This window comes from Clostridium chauvoei, from assembly GCF_002327185.1.
In the GTDB taxonomy this organism is placed as follows: domain Bacteria; phylum Bacillota; class Clostridia; order Clostridiales; family Clostridiaceae; genus Clostridium; species Clostridium chauvoei.
In genome coordinates this window covers 1,664,090-1,682,522 of the sequence record NZ_CP018624.1, presented here as the reverse complement: position 1 = coordinate 1,682,522, position 18,433 = coordinate 1,664,090, and the positions used below count along the sequence as shown (strand labels likewise).

Sequence of the window (18,433 nt, the reverse complement as noted above, 5' to 3'; positions counted from 1 at the left end):
CACCTACAAAATTTATTTGAACTATGTTCATATTATATTACATTAAGAAAAAATTGCAACACCTTTTTTAAGAAATTTGTAAAGTACTCAAAAAAATTCATATCTTTGATTTAAAAAAATATAATATATAGAAATCATATTAAGGAGGACAACTTGTGCTACAGGAAAGAGAAATAAGTAGAGGATTAACTACAAAAGAAGCAGAAAGTAGGCAAAAAACATATGGATTAAATGAATTATCTCATAAGAAGAAAACATCACCAGTATTTATCTTTTTATCTCAATTTAATGATTTTATTACGTGGGTACTTATTGCAGCTACTATAATATCAGGAATAATGGGAGATAAAGCAGATGCCATAACTATTCTTATTATAGTTGTTGTTAATGCTATTTTAGGATTTGTTCAAGAGTATAGAACAGAGAAGTCATTAGAAGCTCTAAAAGATTTAGCAGCTCCAACGTGTAAAGTTATTAGGGATGGGGCATTAAAAGTTATAAACTCTATAGAAGTAACTATTGGAGATCTTATAATTTTGGAAGCAGGAGATAGAGTGCCAGCAGATGGTACATTTATAGAAGCTTCATCAATGATGGTGGATGAATCACTTTTAACAGGAGAATCTGTTGGAGTATCAAAAGATACTAAGAAGGATAAGAACCAAGGATATATGGGAACTACAATTTTAAAAGGTAGAGGTATTTTACTTGTTGATGGCATTGGAATGAAAACTGAAATGGGTAAGATAGCAGATCTTTTAGAAAACATTCAGGAGGAAAAATCACCTCTTAGAGAAAGATTAGATTCATTGGGCAAAGTATTGGTTGCTCTATGTTTAGTAATTTGTGCAGTAGTTACTGTCTTAGGTATTTTGCGTGGAAATGAAATTGGCGAAATGTTTATGCTTGGTGTTTCTTTAGCAGTTGCAGCTATACCAGAAGGGCTTGCAGCAATAGTAACAGTAGCTTTAGCACTTGGTGTATCAAGAATGCTTAAGAAAAATGCATTAGTAAGAAAGTTACCAGCAGTAGAGACTTTAGGATGTACATCAGTAATATGTTCTGATAAAACAGGAACATTAACTCAAAATAAAATGACAGTTAAAGAAATGTATATGAATGGTAAAATTTATGAGTTAGAAAAAGAAAAACTTACAAATCATACTATGATGATGAAAGCATTAATTTACTGTAATGATTGTAATTATGATTTTAGTGTTAAAAACATAGATAAGGCTTTACATGGAGATCCTACAGAGACTGCGTTAATAAAAGCTTTCTTTAATGAAATTCCATTATTAGAGGCCTTTGTATCAAATGCAAATAGAATTTATGATATTCCTTTTGACTCAACAAGAAAAATGATGAGTGTAATTGTTAGAGAAGGCACTAAAGAGACTTGTTATATGAAAGGAGCTCCAGAAAGAGTAATAGAAAGATGTACTCATATATTAGAAAATGGTACAGTAAAACCTCTTACTCTTCAAAAGAAAAAGCAAGTAGCTGCATATATTGAAGCCATGTCTAATAGAGCTCTTAGATGTATTGCTGCTGCATACAAAGAAGAGGGATTAGTTAAAAATGAAAATCTTGAAAAAGGACTTATTTTCTTAGGGGTAGCAGGAAGCATAGATCCTCCAAGATTAGAAGTAAGAGATGCGGTACTTAAATGTAAGTTAGCAGGAATACAACCAGTAATGATTACAGGAGATCATAAAAATACTGCATTAGCAATTGCAAAATCTATAAATATTTGTAATACAGATGATCAAGCTATAACAGGAGATGAAATAGAGAAATTAACTGATGATGAATTAATGAAGAAGGTAAATAAAGTAAGAGTTTTTGCAAGAGTATCACCTAATCATAAGCTTAGAATAGTAAAGGCTTTTAAAAAGCAAAATAAAATAGTTGCAATGACTGGAGATGGAGTAAATGATGCACCGGCAATTAAAGAAGCAGATATTGGTGTTGCTATGGGGATTTCAGGAACAGATGTAACTAAAGAAGCAGCTGCAATGGTTCTTATGGATGATAATTTTGCAACAATTGTATCAGCTGTAGAAGAAGGTAGAGTTATATATGATAATATAAGAAAGTTTATAAGATATTTATTATCTTGTAATTTAGGAGAAGTTTTAACTATGTTCTTAGCTTCACTTTTTTATATGCCAAATCCACTTACTCCAATACAAATACTATTTGTAAATTTGGCAACAGATGGACTTCCAGCTATTGCATTAGGAGTAGATCCAGCTGATAAAGATATTATGAGACAACAACCAAGAGAAAAGGGAGAAAGCATATTTGCAAGAGGTTTATGGTCTAAGATAGTAGTTAGAGGTTGCTTAATCGGTATATGTACTCTTTTATCATTTATGACAGGAAGATATTATGGAATGGATTTAGTTACATGTAGAACATTAGCTTTAACAACACTAGTAATGTCACAACTTTTACATGTATTTGAATGTAGATCAGAGAGACATTCTATATTTGAAATAAAGTTATTTACTAATCCATATTTAGTAGGTGCATGTACTATATCAACTTTAATGGTATGTAGTATCCTTTATATACCTTTCTTATCAGGAATATTTAATACTGTTCCATTAATGCTTAATCATTGGACAATTGTATTATTTTATTCAGGTGTAATTTTCTTGATAAATAGTGTTTACCTATTAATAAAGTCAAAAAAATAAATATAAAATAACGGCATTATAATATTCCAATAAAGGGATATTATAATGCCGTTATTTATTTAACTATAATGGCGTTATCTAATTTAACTATAAGAGGTGAATAGTTCATAGATTTTTTTATTGCTCTTATTTTAATTTTATCGCCTATTTTTATGTTGGATAAATCTTCATCAGGCTGAAAGTTTATAGTAACATCATCAATACTATTTTCAGAAGTTATAGTTAATTCATCTAAATTAATATCCTTAACTAGTATTTCCACTTCAATAACATTTAGAGAGCTCTTAGTACCCAATTTTGTTAAACTTTCAAAAGAAACTTTATTAACATCTTTATTAGAAATATCTCTCACAGGATTAATATTAGAATTAATGTATTTAGAGAAAGTAAAATAAGATGAAAGCAAAGTAAAGCCAAGTAGTATTGATAGAACTAACAAGTTTTTCCTCATAATATCCTCTCCTAAAAATAAATGTTAAAATAATTCCTATTAATTTAATTATAACCTATTTTTGTAAATGTTTTAATAAGCTGATAATAATTATTTAAGGAAAATTATACTCAAAACTATTGAAAAAAAATATTAATGTGATATATTTATTCTTATTAAACCTATCGGTATTATAGTAGATGAAGTTTTGAATTATTAGTTTAACTATAGAGAATAATATTTATTAAGTAGGAGTGATAACATGGAAGTTTATTTTGATAACAGTGCCACTACAAAACCTTATGAGGAAGTTATAAAAGAAGTAGAAAATGGTATGAGAGAGTTTTATGGAAATCCATCATCTCTTCATAAATTAGGTATAAAATCTGAAAAAAAGTTAAATGAAATAAGAGAACAGCTATCATCAACAATTAATGCTAGCAAAGAAGAGATATTATTTACTTCGGGTGGAAGTGAAGCAAATAACTTAATAATAAATGGAATTTTAAAACCTGGACATCATTTAATAACAACAGTATTTGAACATCATTCAGTTCTTAAGGTTTGTGAAAGCTTAGAAAAAAGTAGTATAAGTGTTACTTATTTAGATGTTGATGAAAATGGAAAAATATCTTTAGAAGATTTAAAGAATGCTATAAATAAAAATACAGTTCTTGTGTCTATAATGCATGTTAATAATGAAATGGGGGTTATACAAGATATAGAATCAATAGGAAGGGTTATTAAAGAATGTAGTTCAAGAGCAAAGTTTCATGTTGACGCAGTTCAATCTTATGGTAAATTATCTATTGACGTAAAAAAAATGAATATAGATATGTTATCAGTAGCAGGTCATAAGTTTCATGGGCCTAAGGGAAGTGGTTTTATTTATATAAAAAAAGGAATAGTATTAAATTCCTTTATAAAAGGAGGAAGTCAAGAAGGAGGAATAAGAGCAGGAACTCAGAATTTACCAGCTATTATGGGACTTAATAAGGCATCAGAAATAACTATAAAAAATATAAATAGAAATTATAAAAAAGTATTGGATATAAAAGCTTATATGATGGAAAAATTATCAAATATAGAAAATATAAGAATTAATAGTCCATTAGAAGATTATTTTAGTCCTTATATTTTAAATGTTTCATTTAGAGGGGTAAAAGCAGAAGTATTATTACATCTTTTAGAAGAGCAAAATATATATGTTGCAACTGGTTCAGCTTGTACATCTAAAAATAGTATAGTAAATGGAAGTTATGTAATGAAAGCGTTAAATCTTTCTAAAGAGGATATAGAAAGTGCAATAAGATTTTCTTTTTCAGAAGAAAATACAAAAGAAGAAGTAGATAAAGTAATAACAACATTAGAAAATTCATTAAAATTTTTAAGGAGAGTAAAAAGATGAATGAGTTAATTTTAGTTAAATATGCATCTGAAATATTTTTAAAAGGACTTAATAAAAATAAATTTGAAAAAAAGCTTAGAGATAATATTAAGAAAAAACTTAAAGGACTAGAATATGAAATAATAATTGATCAAGGAAGATATTTTATAAAATCAGATAATATACAAGAAGCAGTAAATAGAGTAAAGAGAGTATTTGGAGTAGCAGAGGTATGTATAGTTATAGAAACTAAAAGGGATATGCAAGCTATAAAAGAAGAGGCTTTAAAAAAAGTAATTGAAGCATCTCCAAAAACATTTAAGATTGAGACCAATAGAGCCAATAAACTATTCCCTAAAAATTCCTTAGAAACATCTAAAGAAGTTGGTGGATATGTTTTTCATAACATAGAAGGGATAGGTGTTGATGTTAAAAACCCTGATTGTTTAGTAAATATTGAAATAAGAGAAAAAGCATATATATATACAACTAAAGATAAGATTAAGGGTGTTGGAGGTCTTCCATATGGAATTAATGGAAGTACTATGCTTATGTTATCAGGAGGAATAGATTCACCAGTTGCAGGTTATTTAATGGCTAGAAGAGGGGTAGAATTAAATTGTATTTATTATCATAGCCATCCTTATACATCTGAAAGAGCCAAAGAGAAAGTAAAAGAACTAGCAAAAATACTAGCTACATATACGGAGAAAGTTAATCTTTATATAGTACCTTTTACAGAAATACAAATGGCTATAATAAATGGATGTCCAGAAGATGAGTTAACTATAATTATGAGAAGGTTTATGATGAGAGTTGCATGTTCTGTAGCAGAGGATAAGGGAATACAATCAGTTTCATCTGGAGAAAGTATAGGGCAAGTTGCAAGTCAAACAATGGAAGGGTTAATGGTAAGTAATGATTGTGCAGATAGACCTGTTTTTAGACCTCTAATAGCAATGGATAAAAGTGATATAATGGATATAGCAAGAGAAATAGGAACATATGAAACCTCAATTTTACCTTATGAAGATTGTTGCACTATATTTGTTCCAAAACATCCAAAGACTAAACCAAGAGTAGATTTAATAAGAAAATCAGAAGAGGTTTTAGATGTGGATAGTCTTGTAAGAAAAGCAGTTGATGAAATGGAATTAGTAACATTTTAATAAAATAAAAAAGCTTAAAATTTAAAATTTAAATTTTAAGCTTTTATTATTATCTACTTCTCATTCTAGTTGCTTGTTGTCTAGCTCTCTTTAATTGAGAATGGTCAAATGGGAATAAATCTTTCTTAGTAGTAAGGTTAGCAATATTTGATGCTACTATAACTTCAGAGTTTTCTTTACCTTTTTCACCAGCAATACCCATTATTATAACTTTATGTCCTTGTTTTATATCAATAAATTCAGGTTTCTTAAACCATCTGTTTTTCTTGTATAGTGATTTAACTACACCTTTACCTATATCAGACTTTACTATTAAATTAACTTTTAAGATTCTAAAAATACCTAATATATTTTTTTCTTCTAGTTTAACTGATAAAACAGTACCAGAAGCACTTGTCATTCTATCACCATATTTTTCTATATACGCATCTGAAAAATATTTAGTCATTTTATCTTTGAAACCCATAATTAAAACTCCTTTATATTTGCAAATATTAAAAACAAAATTATATATTATAACAGCTTAATTATAACATACTTTATATTTTTGTTAAATAGAAAATTATTATGCAAATAACAGTACAAAAGTTATGTAAATAAAAGGAAAATAAAAATAGAATAAAATGTTGCTTTTTTTAATATATATAATTAACTATTAAATTAAAGGAGATTACTATGAACTTAAATGTTGAGGTTTTTAACAATGTAGCTAAAGATTGGGATAAAAAAAATGCTGTAAATGAAAAGAAAATAAACGATTTTTTAGAGAAGATTAATATAAGAAATGAAGATAAAGTATTAGATGTAGGAACGGGAACTGGAGTTTTAATACCTTTTATACTAGAAAAATGTCCAAAATGTAAAATTGATGCTATAGATATCTCAAAAGAGATGATTAAAGTAGCTAAAAGCAAATATGGTTATTTAGAGAATGTAAACTTTATAAATATGAATATTGAAGAAGATGAGTTTGAAGAAAAATATGATAAAGTTATCTTATATTCAGTTTTTCCATATATTCAAAAAAAGATAGAAACAATATATAACCTTGTTAATAGAAATTTAAACAATGGTGGAAAATTAATAATAGCTCATTCAAATGGTAGAGAATACTTAAATAATTTACATAAATCAAAGATAAAAGAATTAAGTGAAGCTAGACTTATAGATATAGAATTACAAAGTAATTTATTTAAATTAGCAGGACTTGATGTAATAGAAGCTTTTGAAAATGAGGAAATATATTACCTAATAATACAAAAATAAAAAATATATCATTAAATTTATAAGTGGATATTACATTTTATAATATCCACTTAAATCATTTATTTTGTAATATATTTTTCATATAATCTATTTAGTAACTTAATGTGTTGTTCTTCATCAAGTATTATTCTATTTATTATTGCAACTATGTTTTCGTTTTGAATCTGGTTAGCTGTTTTTCTATATTGATCAATAGCATCTTTCTCTCCAGCTATGTCAGCAGCTAACATTTCCTTTAAAGTAGAGCCATAAACTACAAAATTTGGAGACCAATTCAGTTTTTTATTTTTCCTGTTTATCCAATAACCTGGATTCCCTCCTAAAACAATTATTAATTCTCCTAATATTTGAAGATGATGCATTTCAACCTTTGATATTCCTTTAAGTGTGTAAGTAACATCAGGATAATCTTCAAATAGACTTATTTCATGATATATATATTGATTTATAGCTGAGAATTCAGATATCATTCCAGCATAGTTCATTTGTATTAAGTTAGCATATTGTAAATTAATAGTATCAACCTCTATTTTAGGATAGGGTAAGTCAGCAGTAAACTGTAAAGGCACTTCTTTTAAATCACTTCTCATATATGCTCCTCGAATTAATTAGTAATAATTATAATATATGAGGATATATTATAGATTGGTACAAAGAATTTGAATTAATAACTTTCAAACATGTGTTATTAACAAATATAATAAATAAGTTTAATTTGGATAAAACATATAGTAATATATTACTATAATAAAACAAAGGAGAGCTAATAATATATGAATATTTTATTTGATGAAAAAACAAAAGAAGGTTTATTAGAGCTTATCAAAAATAGTAGTAATGATTATGTTAGAGTAAAAGTTTCTGCAGTAGGATGTGGAAAGCCAGCTTACGATATTTACTGTGATTATAAGTCAGAAGATGATATAGAAGTATTAATTAACGATGTTAACTTTGTGATATCTAAAAAAGATGAAAGACTTTGTAATGATATAGAAATTAAATATGATAAAGAACTTTATAATAATGGATTTTATATAAGAAGTTTATAAAATAAAGAATTTTTCAAAGGTGAAGTTAAATTTAAACTTCACCTTAATTTTATAATTTAATTTTATATTTATATGGGTCAATTTTATACTCAAGTAACATTTCTATAATAGTATCTCTAAAGTCATTTTGAATAGACTTTTTACTATCAACTACATCTATTTTAGGAACTTCCAAATTTAATTCTTTATTATGCTTATAATGTTTTATAAGTGTATCAGCAGTTTTCATTATTAAATCTTCCCAACTATCTACTAGAATGTTTAGGTTATCTAACTCAAAAGATTTAGGTGATTTTCCAGTAAAATCATCAAAGACAAATAATTCATTCTTGGAAACTATATTAATATTAGTAATAGTATCTGTAGTTTTTATAACTTTTTCGGTATCATTTTCTATAGATGATTTTTGTAAAGAAGAATTAGAATTTACCCAATTAATATATTTATCTATACTTATGCTGATTTCATGAAGTCTAATTGAAGCAGATCTGTACTCACCACTTAGGGAAAAATCTCTATTACTCTTAACTATTTCACTAGATCTATCTTCAATTGAATCTATAGATGATTCTAAAGTTTCTTTCAAATTATTTAGGGATTTAGTTATGTTTTTAGATAAATCCGGAAACTCTTTTGATATAAATTCAATTACAATAGGGTCAAGAATAGGGTAGTCATCTCTTTTTTCAATATTAGTTGTTTCAGCAGAATTTTTTAAAAAAGAAAATTTCATATTAGCCATTTAATTACTCCTTTTATAATTTATATTTCAATAATATAAATACTATATTAATTATTAATATAGCACTTATTATGAAAATATGTATTAAAGAAATATGACAATAATAAAAAATAAATAGTATGATAGCAAAAAAACTTATTTATCATAGTATATAGTATAACTAACTTTAGGATAAATGGGGGCTATACGAATGAAAGTATGTTTAAGATTAGTATCTCCTCAAGGATGTACACCAGCTGAATATGATATGATCATCAAACCAGATTGTAAATGTAGTGGTTGTGAGATAAGAGAAAATTTACCAGAATCACTATATGGTGATGATATTAAGATAAACTTTATAGTAAAGTGCTGTGATGAAGTATTAGAAGCACCAAGTGTACCTTGTGATAACTTATTTGCATTATCTCAACCGATTAAAGTAAAGGAAGGCAATCCTTGTAATTGTAAACCAAAGAATAATGATTGTTGTTACTGTGATTTTGATGATAATGATTATAATTGTGGATTAAATGAAAATCTTTCTTCAATGTGTTGTTGTAATTGTTGTTGTAATTGTTCTTGTTGTTGTAACCATAAAGAAGAACAAAATTATGCAATAATAATAAGATCATTTAATCCGGTAATATCAGAAATATTATATAATTATCCACAAATGTATATAACAGATTGTGATAAAACAGTTAAATTAACATTCATATTTGATAAAAATGGTAGTGTTTGTCCATGCTGTATGCAATGTTCTAATAATTGTGGCGGAGGTTGTGGCTATGGAAACTATGGCGGTGGAGGCTGTGATTTTGGAGGCTGCGGCGGAGGATTTGGCTGTGGCGGTTGGATGTGGATATTATTATTGCTTTGTTTCTGTTGGTAATTAGATAAGTATAAAACAAGGTAAAAATTGTTTTAAAAGAAAACTTCTAGAGTTAAGCTCTAGAAGTTTTTATTGTTTATTTATAGAATTATTTTAATTAAATTTTAGTGCTCTAATAATGATAGGTGGTATTCATATAATTCTTAAAGGAAGCAATGAATTTTAAAAATAATATTTTTAGTGATTTCATATTTATCCCTCCAATTATTTTTTATAGTACTATTATATTCAATAAAAAAAGGAAATTGAGAACTTAATAAGAGAAAAGTAATAATAAAAGATAACTTTGGATAAAATAAATTTGAATTATTATATTTAGGAGGCATAGACAATGGAATTAAAAGATAGTAGAACTAAAGAAAATTTAATGAGAGCTTTTGTTGGTGAAAGTCAAGCTAGAAATAGATATACTATAGGCGGAGAATTAGCTAAAAAAGAAGGATTATATATTGTGCAACAAGCTTTTGATTATACTGCAGATCAAGAAAGAGCTCATGCTAAAGTATATATTGATGCACTAAAAGAATTTACAGGTCAAAATATAGGTGTAGGACCAGCAGAATATCCTATTGAAGTATACGATACTACTTTAGAAGCTTTAAAGGCAGCTCAACATGATGAATATCAAGAGTGGGAAAGTGTATATAAAGAGTTTGCTGAAGTAGCAAAGGAAGAAGGATTCCCATTAATAGCATCACATTTTACTAAAATTTCTGAAGTAGAAAAAGTACATGGAGATAGATTTGGAAGGCTTGCAACTGAATTAGCAAATGGAGCTTTATTTAAAAAAGAAACAGAAGTTAAATGGATGTGTACTAATTGTGGTTTTATATATGAAGGTAAAGAAGCTCCTAAAGTATGTCCAGTTTGTAGTTATCCTCAAGGGTATTACATACTATTTGCACAGTCATTATTTGAATAATAACTTAAATAGCATCTTTTTAGGTGCTATTTTTTATTAATTAAATTATTAAAGTGTAAAAATATTATTTATATACTTCAAATTTATGATGTATAATACTAATGAAACAATTAATTAGGAGATGAATATATGTACATAGCATTTGGTAGAAAAGTTGTAGATAGTGATGAAGTTAAAAAAGAGATAGTAGAAAACTCAGAATTTAAAGTAGTAAAAGATATGAGTAAAGGATCTAAAAGAGAGGATATAGTTGCCTTTAATTTAAGTATAGATTTAGATATATTAAATGAAGTATTAAAAGATGATTATGATTTAGAACAATTAAGTGAAGATGAATTATTTGAAGAATATTTAAGTTTAGCAGAAGAAATGGCAACGGACATAGAAGAGTTTTGTCCAGAAGAATCAATGATAGATATAAAAGCATATAAACTTGATGAATCAGATAATGATATTAAGCTAGTTATGGCAATAGCACATGAAGAGTTAGGAGAACCTAAGCTTAGAGATGTGATGAAAAGGCTTTTAACTCAAGTAGAATAATATAAGCTAGAAGCGACAGCTTCTAGCTTATTTAAATTTAAATTGGAATAATTTGATGAAATAACTTAATATTTTGTTATGAAACTGACACAATTTTTATAGTATAATATAGGGGAAGAATTTAATATTCTAAGAATAAAGGAGAGGGAAAAGTTTTATGGAAAAAATTCTCCAAGACAGAATACAGCTAACAATTAAAAATTATAGAGCTGCAAAAGAAAATTTAAGGAATGATGGAGATTTATTAAATCATTTTGCATCATTAGTTTATGCACATTATGAGAAGGAAATACCAGTAGAAAAAGTTAGAGAAATACGAAAATATATAAAAGCTACATCATCTAGAGTATCACCTTTTAGAGGAGATACTTTATATATATTATCCTTACTTATAGCATTAGAAGAAGGAAATGAAAAAGAATTAGTAGATAATATTTATAATATAATGGATATATTAGTTGAAGAAAACTTTAAGGAATGTGATCATTTAGTATTAACATCTTTTGTCATCGCAAAATACGGAAAAAATAAGGACAAGTATGAAGTTATTAGAAAGATGAAAGATGTATATATTATTTTAAAAGAGAAATACTATAATATTACTCAAGAAGATGATTATTTAGTGTGTGCTTTATGGGCATTAAATGATATTGATATACAAACAATAGATGAATTTATAGAAGTAGTGTATGAGCAAATGTCATCATTACAAATAAAATCAAAAAATGGAGTGCAAGGTTTAGCAAATGCAATTATGTTAAACGGTTCATCCGGGGATATGTATAGAACTATCGAATTTATTCTTCAACTTGAAAAAAGAGATTTAAAAATTGCACAACAATTCTTACCAGTACTTGGTGTATTATCTAATGTAACCCCAAGAAAAAATGCTGATATAGTAGAAGGGGTTATAGATATACTTTGTGAAGAAGAGGCAGAGTATGAATATTATATGGATAAAGGCTTTAGAACTATAATAGCAATATCAATAGTTGCATTTTGTACTATTTCTGAAAAAAGGAGATATATTGATGAGCTACTAGCACATGGAGTATATTGTTTTATACAATCTAAAAATAAAGGGATATTCTCTGAAGTCTTAGCTTAACTTGGAAGGAAATATGGATAAAATAATTTTACATGTAGATATGGATGCCTTTTTTGCGTCTGTAGAACAAATGGATAATCCTAATTTGAAAGGTAAACCTGTAATAGTAGGTGGAGTAAGTGAGAGAGGAGTTGTATCAACCTGTTCTTATGAAGCTAGAAGATATGGAGTTCACTCCGCAATGCCTATATTTATGGCTCAAAAATTATGTCCTCATGGGATATATTTAAAATCTAGATATTATAGATATAAAGAGATATCTAAAAAAATATTTGAAATTTTTAAAGAGGTTACATGTTTAGTGGAACCTCTTTCTATTGATGAAGCTTATTTAGATATTACAGAAAGTAGATTTAAAAGTGGATTAGAAGCAGCTAATTATATAAAGAAAAGAGTATATAAAGAAGTAGGATTAAATTTATCTATAGGAATATCCTATAATAAATTTTTAGCTAAAATTGCTTCAGATTGGAATAAACCAAATGGAATAATGGTAATAACTAAAGAAATGATTCCAGAAATATTATTACCACTTAAAATTTCTAAAATATATGGTTTAGGATCTAAATCAGTAAAAAAATTAAATAATATGGGCTTTTTTAGAATCGTGGATTTATATGAAATGCCAATTGAGTTTTATACTGAATATCTAGGAAAAAATGGATTTGATATATATTATAGGATACGAGGTATAGATAATAGGGAAGTCGTTATTAATAGAGATAGAAAATCTTATGGGAAAGAAGTAACATTGAAAAATAATACTAATAATAAGGAAGAATTACTTTTATATTTAAAAGAATTTTCACTTTATATTAGTAAGGAATTAAAAATTAAAGGTATTAAAGGTAAAACAGTTACTATAAAATATAAAACTAGCAATTTTGAAAGTCATACAAGAAGTAGAACATTAAATTATTATACGAATAGATTTGAGGATTTCTACAAAATTAGCAAAGAGGTATTGAAAAAAGAGGATTTTGCAGATGGAGTTAGACTTATTGGGTTAACGATTTCATCATTTAGAGAAAATTTCGAGGAACAGTTAAGTATATTTTAATAAAAGTTTAGAAAAATTAACAAAATAGAAAAAAGTTAAAACTTTACAATAAATTCCTGTTAATTATATTTAAATTATTTTATAATATAAGTACTAAAGTAAACCTTTAGTTTTATAGGGAGGAAGGAATAGATTATGAATAAACAAGAGTTAGCAAGAATGATTGATCACACATTATTAAAGGCGGAAGCAACAGATGCCCAAGTGGAAAAGTTATGTAAAGAAGCATTAGAATATAAATTTGCTTCAGTATGTGTTAATCCAGGAATGGTTAAAAAAGCTGCTTCAATGTTAAACGGTAGCGAAGTAAAGGTTTGTACAGTTATAGGGTTCCCTTTAGGAGCAACAACTACAGCTGTTAAAGCTTTTGAAACAGAAGATGCTATCAAAAATGGAGCAACTGAAGTAGATATGGTTATTAACATAGGAAAACTTAAAGAAAAAGATTTAGAATATGTTAAAAATGACATAAAGGCAGTTGTAGATGCTTCTAAAGGAAAAGCATTAAGCAAGGTTATAATAGAAACTTGTTTATTAACTGATGAAGAAAAGGTTATCGTTTGTAAGTTAGCAAAAGAAGTAGGAGCTGATTTTGTTAAAACTTCAACTGGATTCTCAACTGGTGGAGCAACAGCAGCAGATATAAAATTAATGAGAGAAACAGTAGGACCAGAAATGGGAGTAAAAGCATCAGGAGCAGTTAGAAGCCAAGAAGATGCAATGACAATGATTGAAAATGGAGCAACTAGAATAGGAGCATCAGCTTCAATAGCTATTTGTGAAGGAAAAGTTTCAAATTCAAATTATTAGGATATAAAAAAGTACGCATTTGCGTACTTTTTTTATTTTAAAATTAAAAAATCGTTCCCTAAAATGAACTATTAGGAATACTAATATAGTAATTAACTAATAAAGGGGGGAACTGCTTCTATAAAATTATAGAATAATCTATAATTTTTAAGTGGGAAAATAATGAAGAAAGAATTATCTCCACAAGAAATAAAATTTGACATTGAATTTGAGGACAATCTACAAAATGAAGAGGAAATCCCAGAAATAAAAGATGCATATAAGAAAATTAGGAGATCATTAAATATATCTAAAGAAGGATATAATTTATATTTAATAGATTCCTTTTCTAAATATAAGTTGAAAAAACTTATGAATTATATAAGGGAGCAGTACAAGGGATTAAAACCTCCAAAGGATATTTGCTATGTAATATTACAGGATGAAAAAAGACCCGAAGTCCTTATGGTAGATAACGGTAATGGAGAAAAGTTAAAAAAAACAATCGAAGAAATAAAAAATTCATACATTGATGTGGTAGAAGAATTTTATACTAGTTCAACTGATGAAGAAAAAGATGATTTGATAGATGAAATTCAAAGTAAGAGAAATGGATATATTGAAGACCTTATGGATATGGCAAAATCAGAAGGCTTTGATGTAAAAGCTACGACTAAAGGCTTTGCGTTTATTCCATTAAGTGCTGGAAAAATAATGACTGAAAAAGAGTATGATGGATTAGAAAAGATAAGAAAAGAAGAAATAATAACAAAGGCTTCAGAACTAAAGAAAAAGGCAGAAAATATATTAGAAAAATTAAAAGATATAGAATCTAAATCTATTAAGAAATTAAAAGATATGTTTTCAGATTTTCTTGTAAATGAAATGGAAGATATAAAGGATGAAGCACTTTTAAAATTTATAAATGACGATAATATATATGAATATTTAGAAAAGATTTTTATAGAAATAGAAAAAGATATAGTAGAATGTTATACAATGAGTATAGAAGAGGATGAAGAAGAGTTATACCAAGCAATAAATAAGTATCAGGTTAAGGTTTTAGTAGATAATACCTTAAATACTAATCCAGTAGTAATTTATGAAGATGATCCAAATTTAAATAACCTTATGGGAAGTATAGAGTATGAAAATAAAAATGGTATTTACACAACAGATATATCATTAATAAATTCGGGATCTATATTAAAAGCAAATGAAGGTTGTTTAATTATAAGAATAAGTTCATTAGCCAATAATCCATATAGTTATTATTATTTAAAAAAAGTATTAATGACTAACAAATTAAATTACGACTTTTCAAAGGGATATTCAGAGTTAATGCCTATAAATAGTTTAAAACCTAGCCCTATAGAAGTAAAGCTTAAAGTAATTTTAATTGGAGATTATGAAACGTATGATGCTTTATATAATGGTGACGAAGATTTCAAAAAATTATTTTCATTAAGATCAGAATTTAATAATGTAATTGATATGAATGATAAAGTTAATTCATATGTGAAAGAATTTATTAGCCAAAAAATAAAAGAAAATAGCATTATGGAAATTGATAAAGAAGGTATATATGAAATATTTAAATATCTTTCTAGAAAAGCTTGTAATAAAAATAGAATAAGTATAGATGATTTTGATATAGAAAAATTAATTATATTAGCTAATGATTTAGCTAAAGAAAAAAATTCTAATATTATAACAGCAAAAGATATAATTGAAATAGCATATGAGGAAGAGAGTATAGAAAAAGAATTTGCGAAAATGTATAAAGAAAATAAAATTTTAATATCTGTAAAAGATAAAAAGGTTGGAGTTGTAAATGCATTATCTGTATTAGATACTGGATATAGTATATTTGGAAAGCCTATGAGGGTAACTTGTGTTGCATATAAAGGATCAGGGAAAATAATTGATATTCATAAAGAAAGCAATCTAAGTGGTAAAATTCATGGGAAATCAATAAATATTTTAACAGGGTTGTTAAATAATATAGTAGATCCATATAAAACTCTTCCTGTAGATTTTCATTTAAGTTTTGAACAAATTTATGGGATGATAGAAGGGGATAGTGCATTAGTTGCAGAAGCAATTTGTATTCTATCAGCTTTAAGCAAAAGACCTATAAAACAAAATATTGCAATAACGGGATCATTAAATCAGTTTGGTGAAGTTCAGGCTATTGGAGGAGTGAATGAAAAAATCGAAGGATTTTATAATATTTGCAAGTCTATAGATAGCGAAGAAAATAAAGGCGTTCTTATTCCAAGTAGTAATAAGGATGAATTAATATTAATACCTGAAGTTGAAAATTCAATAAAAGAAGGAAAGTTCCATATATATATTATGGATACTTTAGAAGATGCAATAGAAACTATGATTTTAGAAGATGATGAAACTATAGAAGAATTTTATCAACAAATAAATAATGAACTTAATAGATATGAGAACGTAAAATCAGATAGTGAGTAAATTTAGGTAGTTTAGTTTAATAAAAAGCTAAACTACCTTTTTGTATAATTGATAAATTTAAGAATATTTATATTTGACTAAGAATAAACTAATATGTTAAAATTATGGAAAAAGAAGGAAATAAAGGAGGTGAATTACTCTAAAGTTACTAGTCTTTAGAGTGGTTTTATATGTATCTAAAGTTTGATAAAAATACGGACAAGTTAATAATAAGTTTAATAGGAGAGTTAGATCATCATAGTGCTGAAGAAGTTAGGGTCAAAATTGATGATAGAATAGATAGAGATAACATAAAAAAAGTTATATTAAATTTTAATGGTGTTACTTTTATGGATAGTTCAGGAATTGGTGTAGTAATTGGACGATTAAAGAAGATGCAAAATAGGAATGGAAAACTTTGTGTTGCTGATGTTAACAGAACAGTAAATAGAGTATTTGAGATTTCAGGGATGTATAAAATTATAGATTCTTATAACAGTATAGATGAAGCAATAAAAAGTATTTAATGGAGGGTTTAAGAATGATTGATGTAGATAACAAAATAAGTATAGAATTAATGAGCAAATCTGAAAATGAAGGCTTTGCAAGGGTTGCAGTGGCTGCATTTGTATCCCAATTAGACCCAACAGTTGAAGAAATAACAGATGTTAAGACAGCAGTATCAGAAGCGGTAACAAATTCCATAATTCATGGTTATGAAAACAGAAAAGAGGGCATAATAAGAATAGAAGCAAGTATAGTAGGGACAGAAGTAATCATTACAATTGAAGATTCAGGAAGGGGGATAAGTAACGTAGAACAAGCTAGGGAACCTCTTTATACATCAAGACCTGAATTAGAAAGATCAGGTATGGGATTTACAGTTATGGAATCATTTATGGATAGTTTAGATGTTGAAAGTAAAGAAGGAGTTGGAACTAAAGTTGTAATGAAGAAGAAATTCAATATGGTAAGTTAGGTGGAGTTTATGGAAAATGGAATTATGAGAAGAGAGGAATATAATTATGATGATAACTCACAATTAATACCTCTAGCTAAAGCTGGTAATAAAGAAGCAATGGATAGAGTAATAGAAATGAATTTACCCTTAGTTTCCTCAATTAGTAAGAAATTTTTAAATAGAGGATATGATTACGAGGATATATTTCAAATTGGATCTATTGGATTAGTTAAAGCAATTAAAAATTTTGATTCTAAGTTTAACGTTAAATTTTCAACTTATGCAGTACCAATGATTATCGGAGAAATTAAAAGATTTATAAGAGATGATGGCATGATAAAAGTTAGCAGAAATGTAAAAAGTTTAGCAAGAAAATTACATTTTGATAAAGAAGAGCTAACTAAAAAGTTAGACAGAGATCCGACTATAGAAGAACTGTCTGAATTTTCAGGAGTTGATAAAGAGGACATATTATTTGCTATAGAATCTTCAAATAGTCTTCAATATCTTTATGATACAATACACCAAGATGATGGTGCACCTGTTTTATTGATTGACAAGCTTAGTGAAAAAGGTGAAGAAGATACAGATATGATAGATAAAATAGCTTTAAAAGAAGCATTAAGAAGTTTAGATAATAAAGCAAGACAAATAATAATGCTTAGGTACTTTAAGGATAAGACACAGGTACAAGTAGCAAAGCTTTTAGGAATAAGTCAAGTTCAAGTATCTAGAATAGAGAAAAAAGTATTAATACAAATGAGAAATAGGTTACAAGACTAAAGTTAATTTAAGAGGGAATTTAAAATGGAATATAAAAAAATTATTTTAAAAAAATTGTGAAAATAGTGCTGTAAAGTTAGATTTGCAGCACTATTTTTATTTTATATAATTAGTAATAATTTATGTTTATTATTTAAAATTATTGGAATAATAAATTTATAGATAGGAAAGGAGTGATAGTT

General features: G+C 26.9%; 19 protein-coding genes. 15 read left to right on the top strand and 4 right to left on the bottom strand.

What is annotated here, in order from left to right; genetic code table 11:
• Positions 1-155: 155 nt before the first annotated feature.
• Positions 156-2,705, top strand: a complete 2,550-nt coding sequence (locus BTM21_RS07895) for a calcium-translocating P-type ATPase, SERCA-type (RefSeq protein WP_021875242.1) — start codon at positions 156-158, stop codon at positions 2,703-2,705.
• A gap of 55 nt (positions 2,706-2,760) precedes the next feature.
• On the opposite strand, the gene BTM21_RS07890 is transcribed toward BTM21_RS07895, so the two are convergent.
• On the bottom strand, positions 2,761-3,156 hold the full coding sequence (locus BTM21_RS07890; RefSeq protein ID WP_079481238.1) for a hypothetical protein: 396 nt from the start codon (positions 3,154-3,156) through the stop codon (positions 2,761-2,763).
• 241 nt (positions 3,157-3,397) lie between these two features.
• On the opposite strand from BTM21_RS07890, the gene BTM21_RS07885 reads away from it, so the two are divergent.
• Both BTM21_RS07885 and thiI read left to right on the top strand, forming a co-directional pair.
• Positions 3,398-4,543, top strand: coding sequence for a cysteine desulfurase family protein (locus tag BTM21_RS07885; protein WP_021875244.1), 1,146 nt, complete (start codon positions 3,398-3,400; stop codon positions 4,541-4,543).
• Positions 4,540-5,691: a tRNA uracil 4-sulfurtransferase ThiI gene (thiI, locus tag BTM21_RS07880; protein WP_079481239.1), complete on the top strand. Its 1,152-nt coding sequence runs from the start codon at positions 4,540-4,542 to the stop codon at positions 5,689-5,691. The genes BTM21_RS07885 and thiI overlap by 4 nt, the downstream gene beginning before the upstream one ends.
• A gap of 49 nt (positions 5,692-5,740) precedes the next feature.
• On the opposite strand, the gene BTM21_RS07875 is transcribed toward thiI, so the two are convergent.
• Positions 5,741-6,157 carry a hypothetical protein gene (locus BTM21_RS07875; protein ID WP_021875246.1) on the bottom strand — a complete coding sequence of 139 codons (417 nt, stop codon included), beginning with the start codon at positions 6,155-6,157 and terminating at the stop codon, positions 5,741-5,743.
• 209 nt (positions 6,158-6,366) lie between these two features.
• Here BTM21_RS07875 and BTM21_RS07870 point away from each other — a divergent pair, with 209 nt between their 5' ends.
• On the top strand, positions 6,367-6,957 hold the full coding sequence (locus BTM21_RS07870) for a class I SAM-dependent methyltransferase (protein WP_021875247.1): 591 nt from the start codon (positions 6,367-6,369) through the stop codon (positions 6,955-6,957).
• A 59-nt stretch (positions 6,958-7,016) separates the two neighbouring features.
• Here BTM21_RS07870 and BTM21_RS07865 read toward each other — a convergent pair whose 3' ends face one another.
• Positions 7,017-7,547 (bottom strand): ferritin-like domain-containing protein, encoded by a 531-nt coding sequence (locus BTM21_RS07865; protein WP_021875248.1) that lies wholly within the window; start codon positions 7,545-7,547, stop codon positions 7,017-7,019.
• A 183-nt stretch (positions 7,548-7,730) separates the two neighbouring features.
• Here BTM21_RS07865 and BTM21_RS07860 point away from each other — a divergent pair, with 183 nt between their 5' ends.
• Positions 7,731-8,006, top strand: coding sequence for an iron-sulfur cluster assembly accessory protein (locus tag BTM21_RS07860; RefSeq protein WP_021875249.1), 276 nt, complete (start codon positions 7,731-7,733; stop codon positions 8,004-8,006).
• Between the two features lie 49 nt (positions 8,007-8,055).
• Here BTM21_RS07860 and BTM21_RS07855 read toward each other — a convergent pair whose 3' ends face one another.
• Entirely contained in the window at positions 8,056-8,748 is a 693-nt protein-coding gene (locus BTM21_RS07855; RefSeq protein WP_021875250.1) for a hypothetical protein, read from the bottom strand.
• 190 nt (positions 8,749-8,938) lie between these two features.
• On the opposite strand from BTM21_RS07855, the gene BTM21_RS13840 reads away from it, so the two are divergent.
• The 10 genes from BTM21_RS13840 to sigF all read left to right on the top strand — a co-directional run bounded on the left by BTM21_RS13840 (position 8,939) and on the right by sigF (position 18,251).
• Positions 8,939-9,622, top strand: coding sequence for a hypothetical protein (locus BTM21_RS13840; protein WP_021875251.1), 684 nt, complete (start codon positions 8,939-8,941; stop codon positions 9,620-9,622).
• A 331-nt stretch (positions 9,623-9,953) separates the two neighbouring features.
• The gene (rbr, locus tag BTM21_RS07845; RefSeq protein WP_021875252.1) at positions 9,954-10,544 is read left to right on the top strand and encodes a rubrerythrin; all 591 of its coding nucleotides are present in this window, start codon (positions 9,954-9,956) and stop codon (positions 10,542-10,544) included.
• Positions 10,545-10,673: 129 nt separating this feature from the next.
• A complete protein-coding gene (locus BTM21_RS07840) occupies positions 10,674-11,087 on the top strand; it encodes a hypothetical protein (RefSeq protein WP_021875253.1) in 414 nt (137 codons plus the stop codon).
• A 157-nt stretch (positions 11,088-11,244) separates the two neighbouring features.
• The gene (locus BTM21_RS07835) at positions 11,245-12,195 is read left to right on the top strand and encodes a DUF4003 family protein (RefSeq protein WP_021875254.1); all 951 of its coding nucleotides are present in this window, start codon (positions 11,245-11,247) and stop codon (positions 12,193-12,195) included.
• A gap of 13 nt (positions 12,196-12,208) precedes the next feature.
• Entirely contained in the window at positions 12,209-13,255 is a 1,047-nt protein-coding gene (locus tag BTM21_RS07830; protein ID WP_079481240.1) for a DNA polymerase IV, read from the top strand.
• 135 nt (positions 13,256-13,390) lie between these two features.
• Complete coding sequence (deoC, locus tag BTM21_RS07825) at positions 13,391-14,065, top strand: deoxyribose-phosphate aldolase (protein WP_021875256.1); 675 nt, start codon at positions 13,391-13,393, stop codon at positions 14,063-14,065.
• Positions 14,066-14,227: 162 nt separating this feature from the next.
• Positions 14,228-16,528 carry an AAA family ATPase gene (locus BTM21_RS07820; protein ID WP_021875257.1) on the top strand — a complete coding sequence of 767 codons (2,301 nt, stop codon included), beginning with the start codon at positions 14,228-14,230 and terminating at the stop codon, positions 16,526-16,528.
• Positions 16,529-16,698: 170 nt separating this feature from the next.
• Complete coding sequence (spoIIAA, locus tag BTM21_RS07815; RefSeq protein WP_021875258.1) at positions 16,699-17,034, top strand: anti-sigma F factor antagonist; 336 nt, start codon at positions 16,699-16,701, stop codon at positions 17,032-17,034.
• Positions 17,035-17,048: 14 nt separating this feature from the next.
• On the top strand, positions 17,049-17,486 hold the full coding sequence (gene spoIIAB / locus BTM21_RS07810; RefSeq protein WP_096145401.1) for an anti-sigma F factor: 438 nt from the start codon (positions 17,049-17,051) through the stop codon (positions 17,484-17,486).
• 9 nt (positions 17,487-17,495) lie between these two features.
• Complete coding sequence (sigF, locus tag BTM21_RS07805) at positions 17,496-18,251, top strand: RNA polymerase sporulation sigma factor SigF (protein WP_079481241.1); 756 nt, start codon at positions 17,496-17,498, stop codon at positions 18,249-18,251.
• The last annotated feature ends 182 nt before the right edge of the window (positions 18,252-18,433 follow it).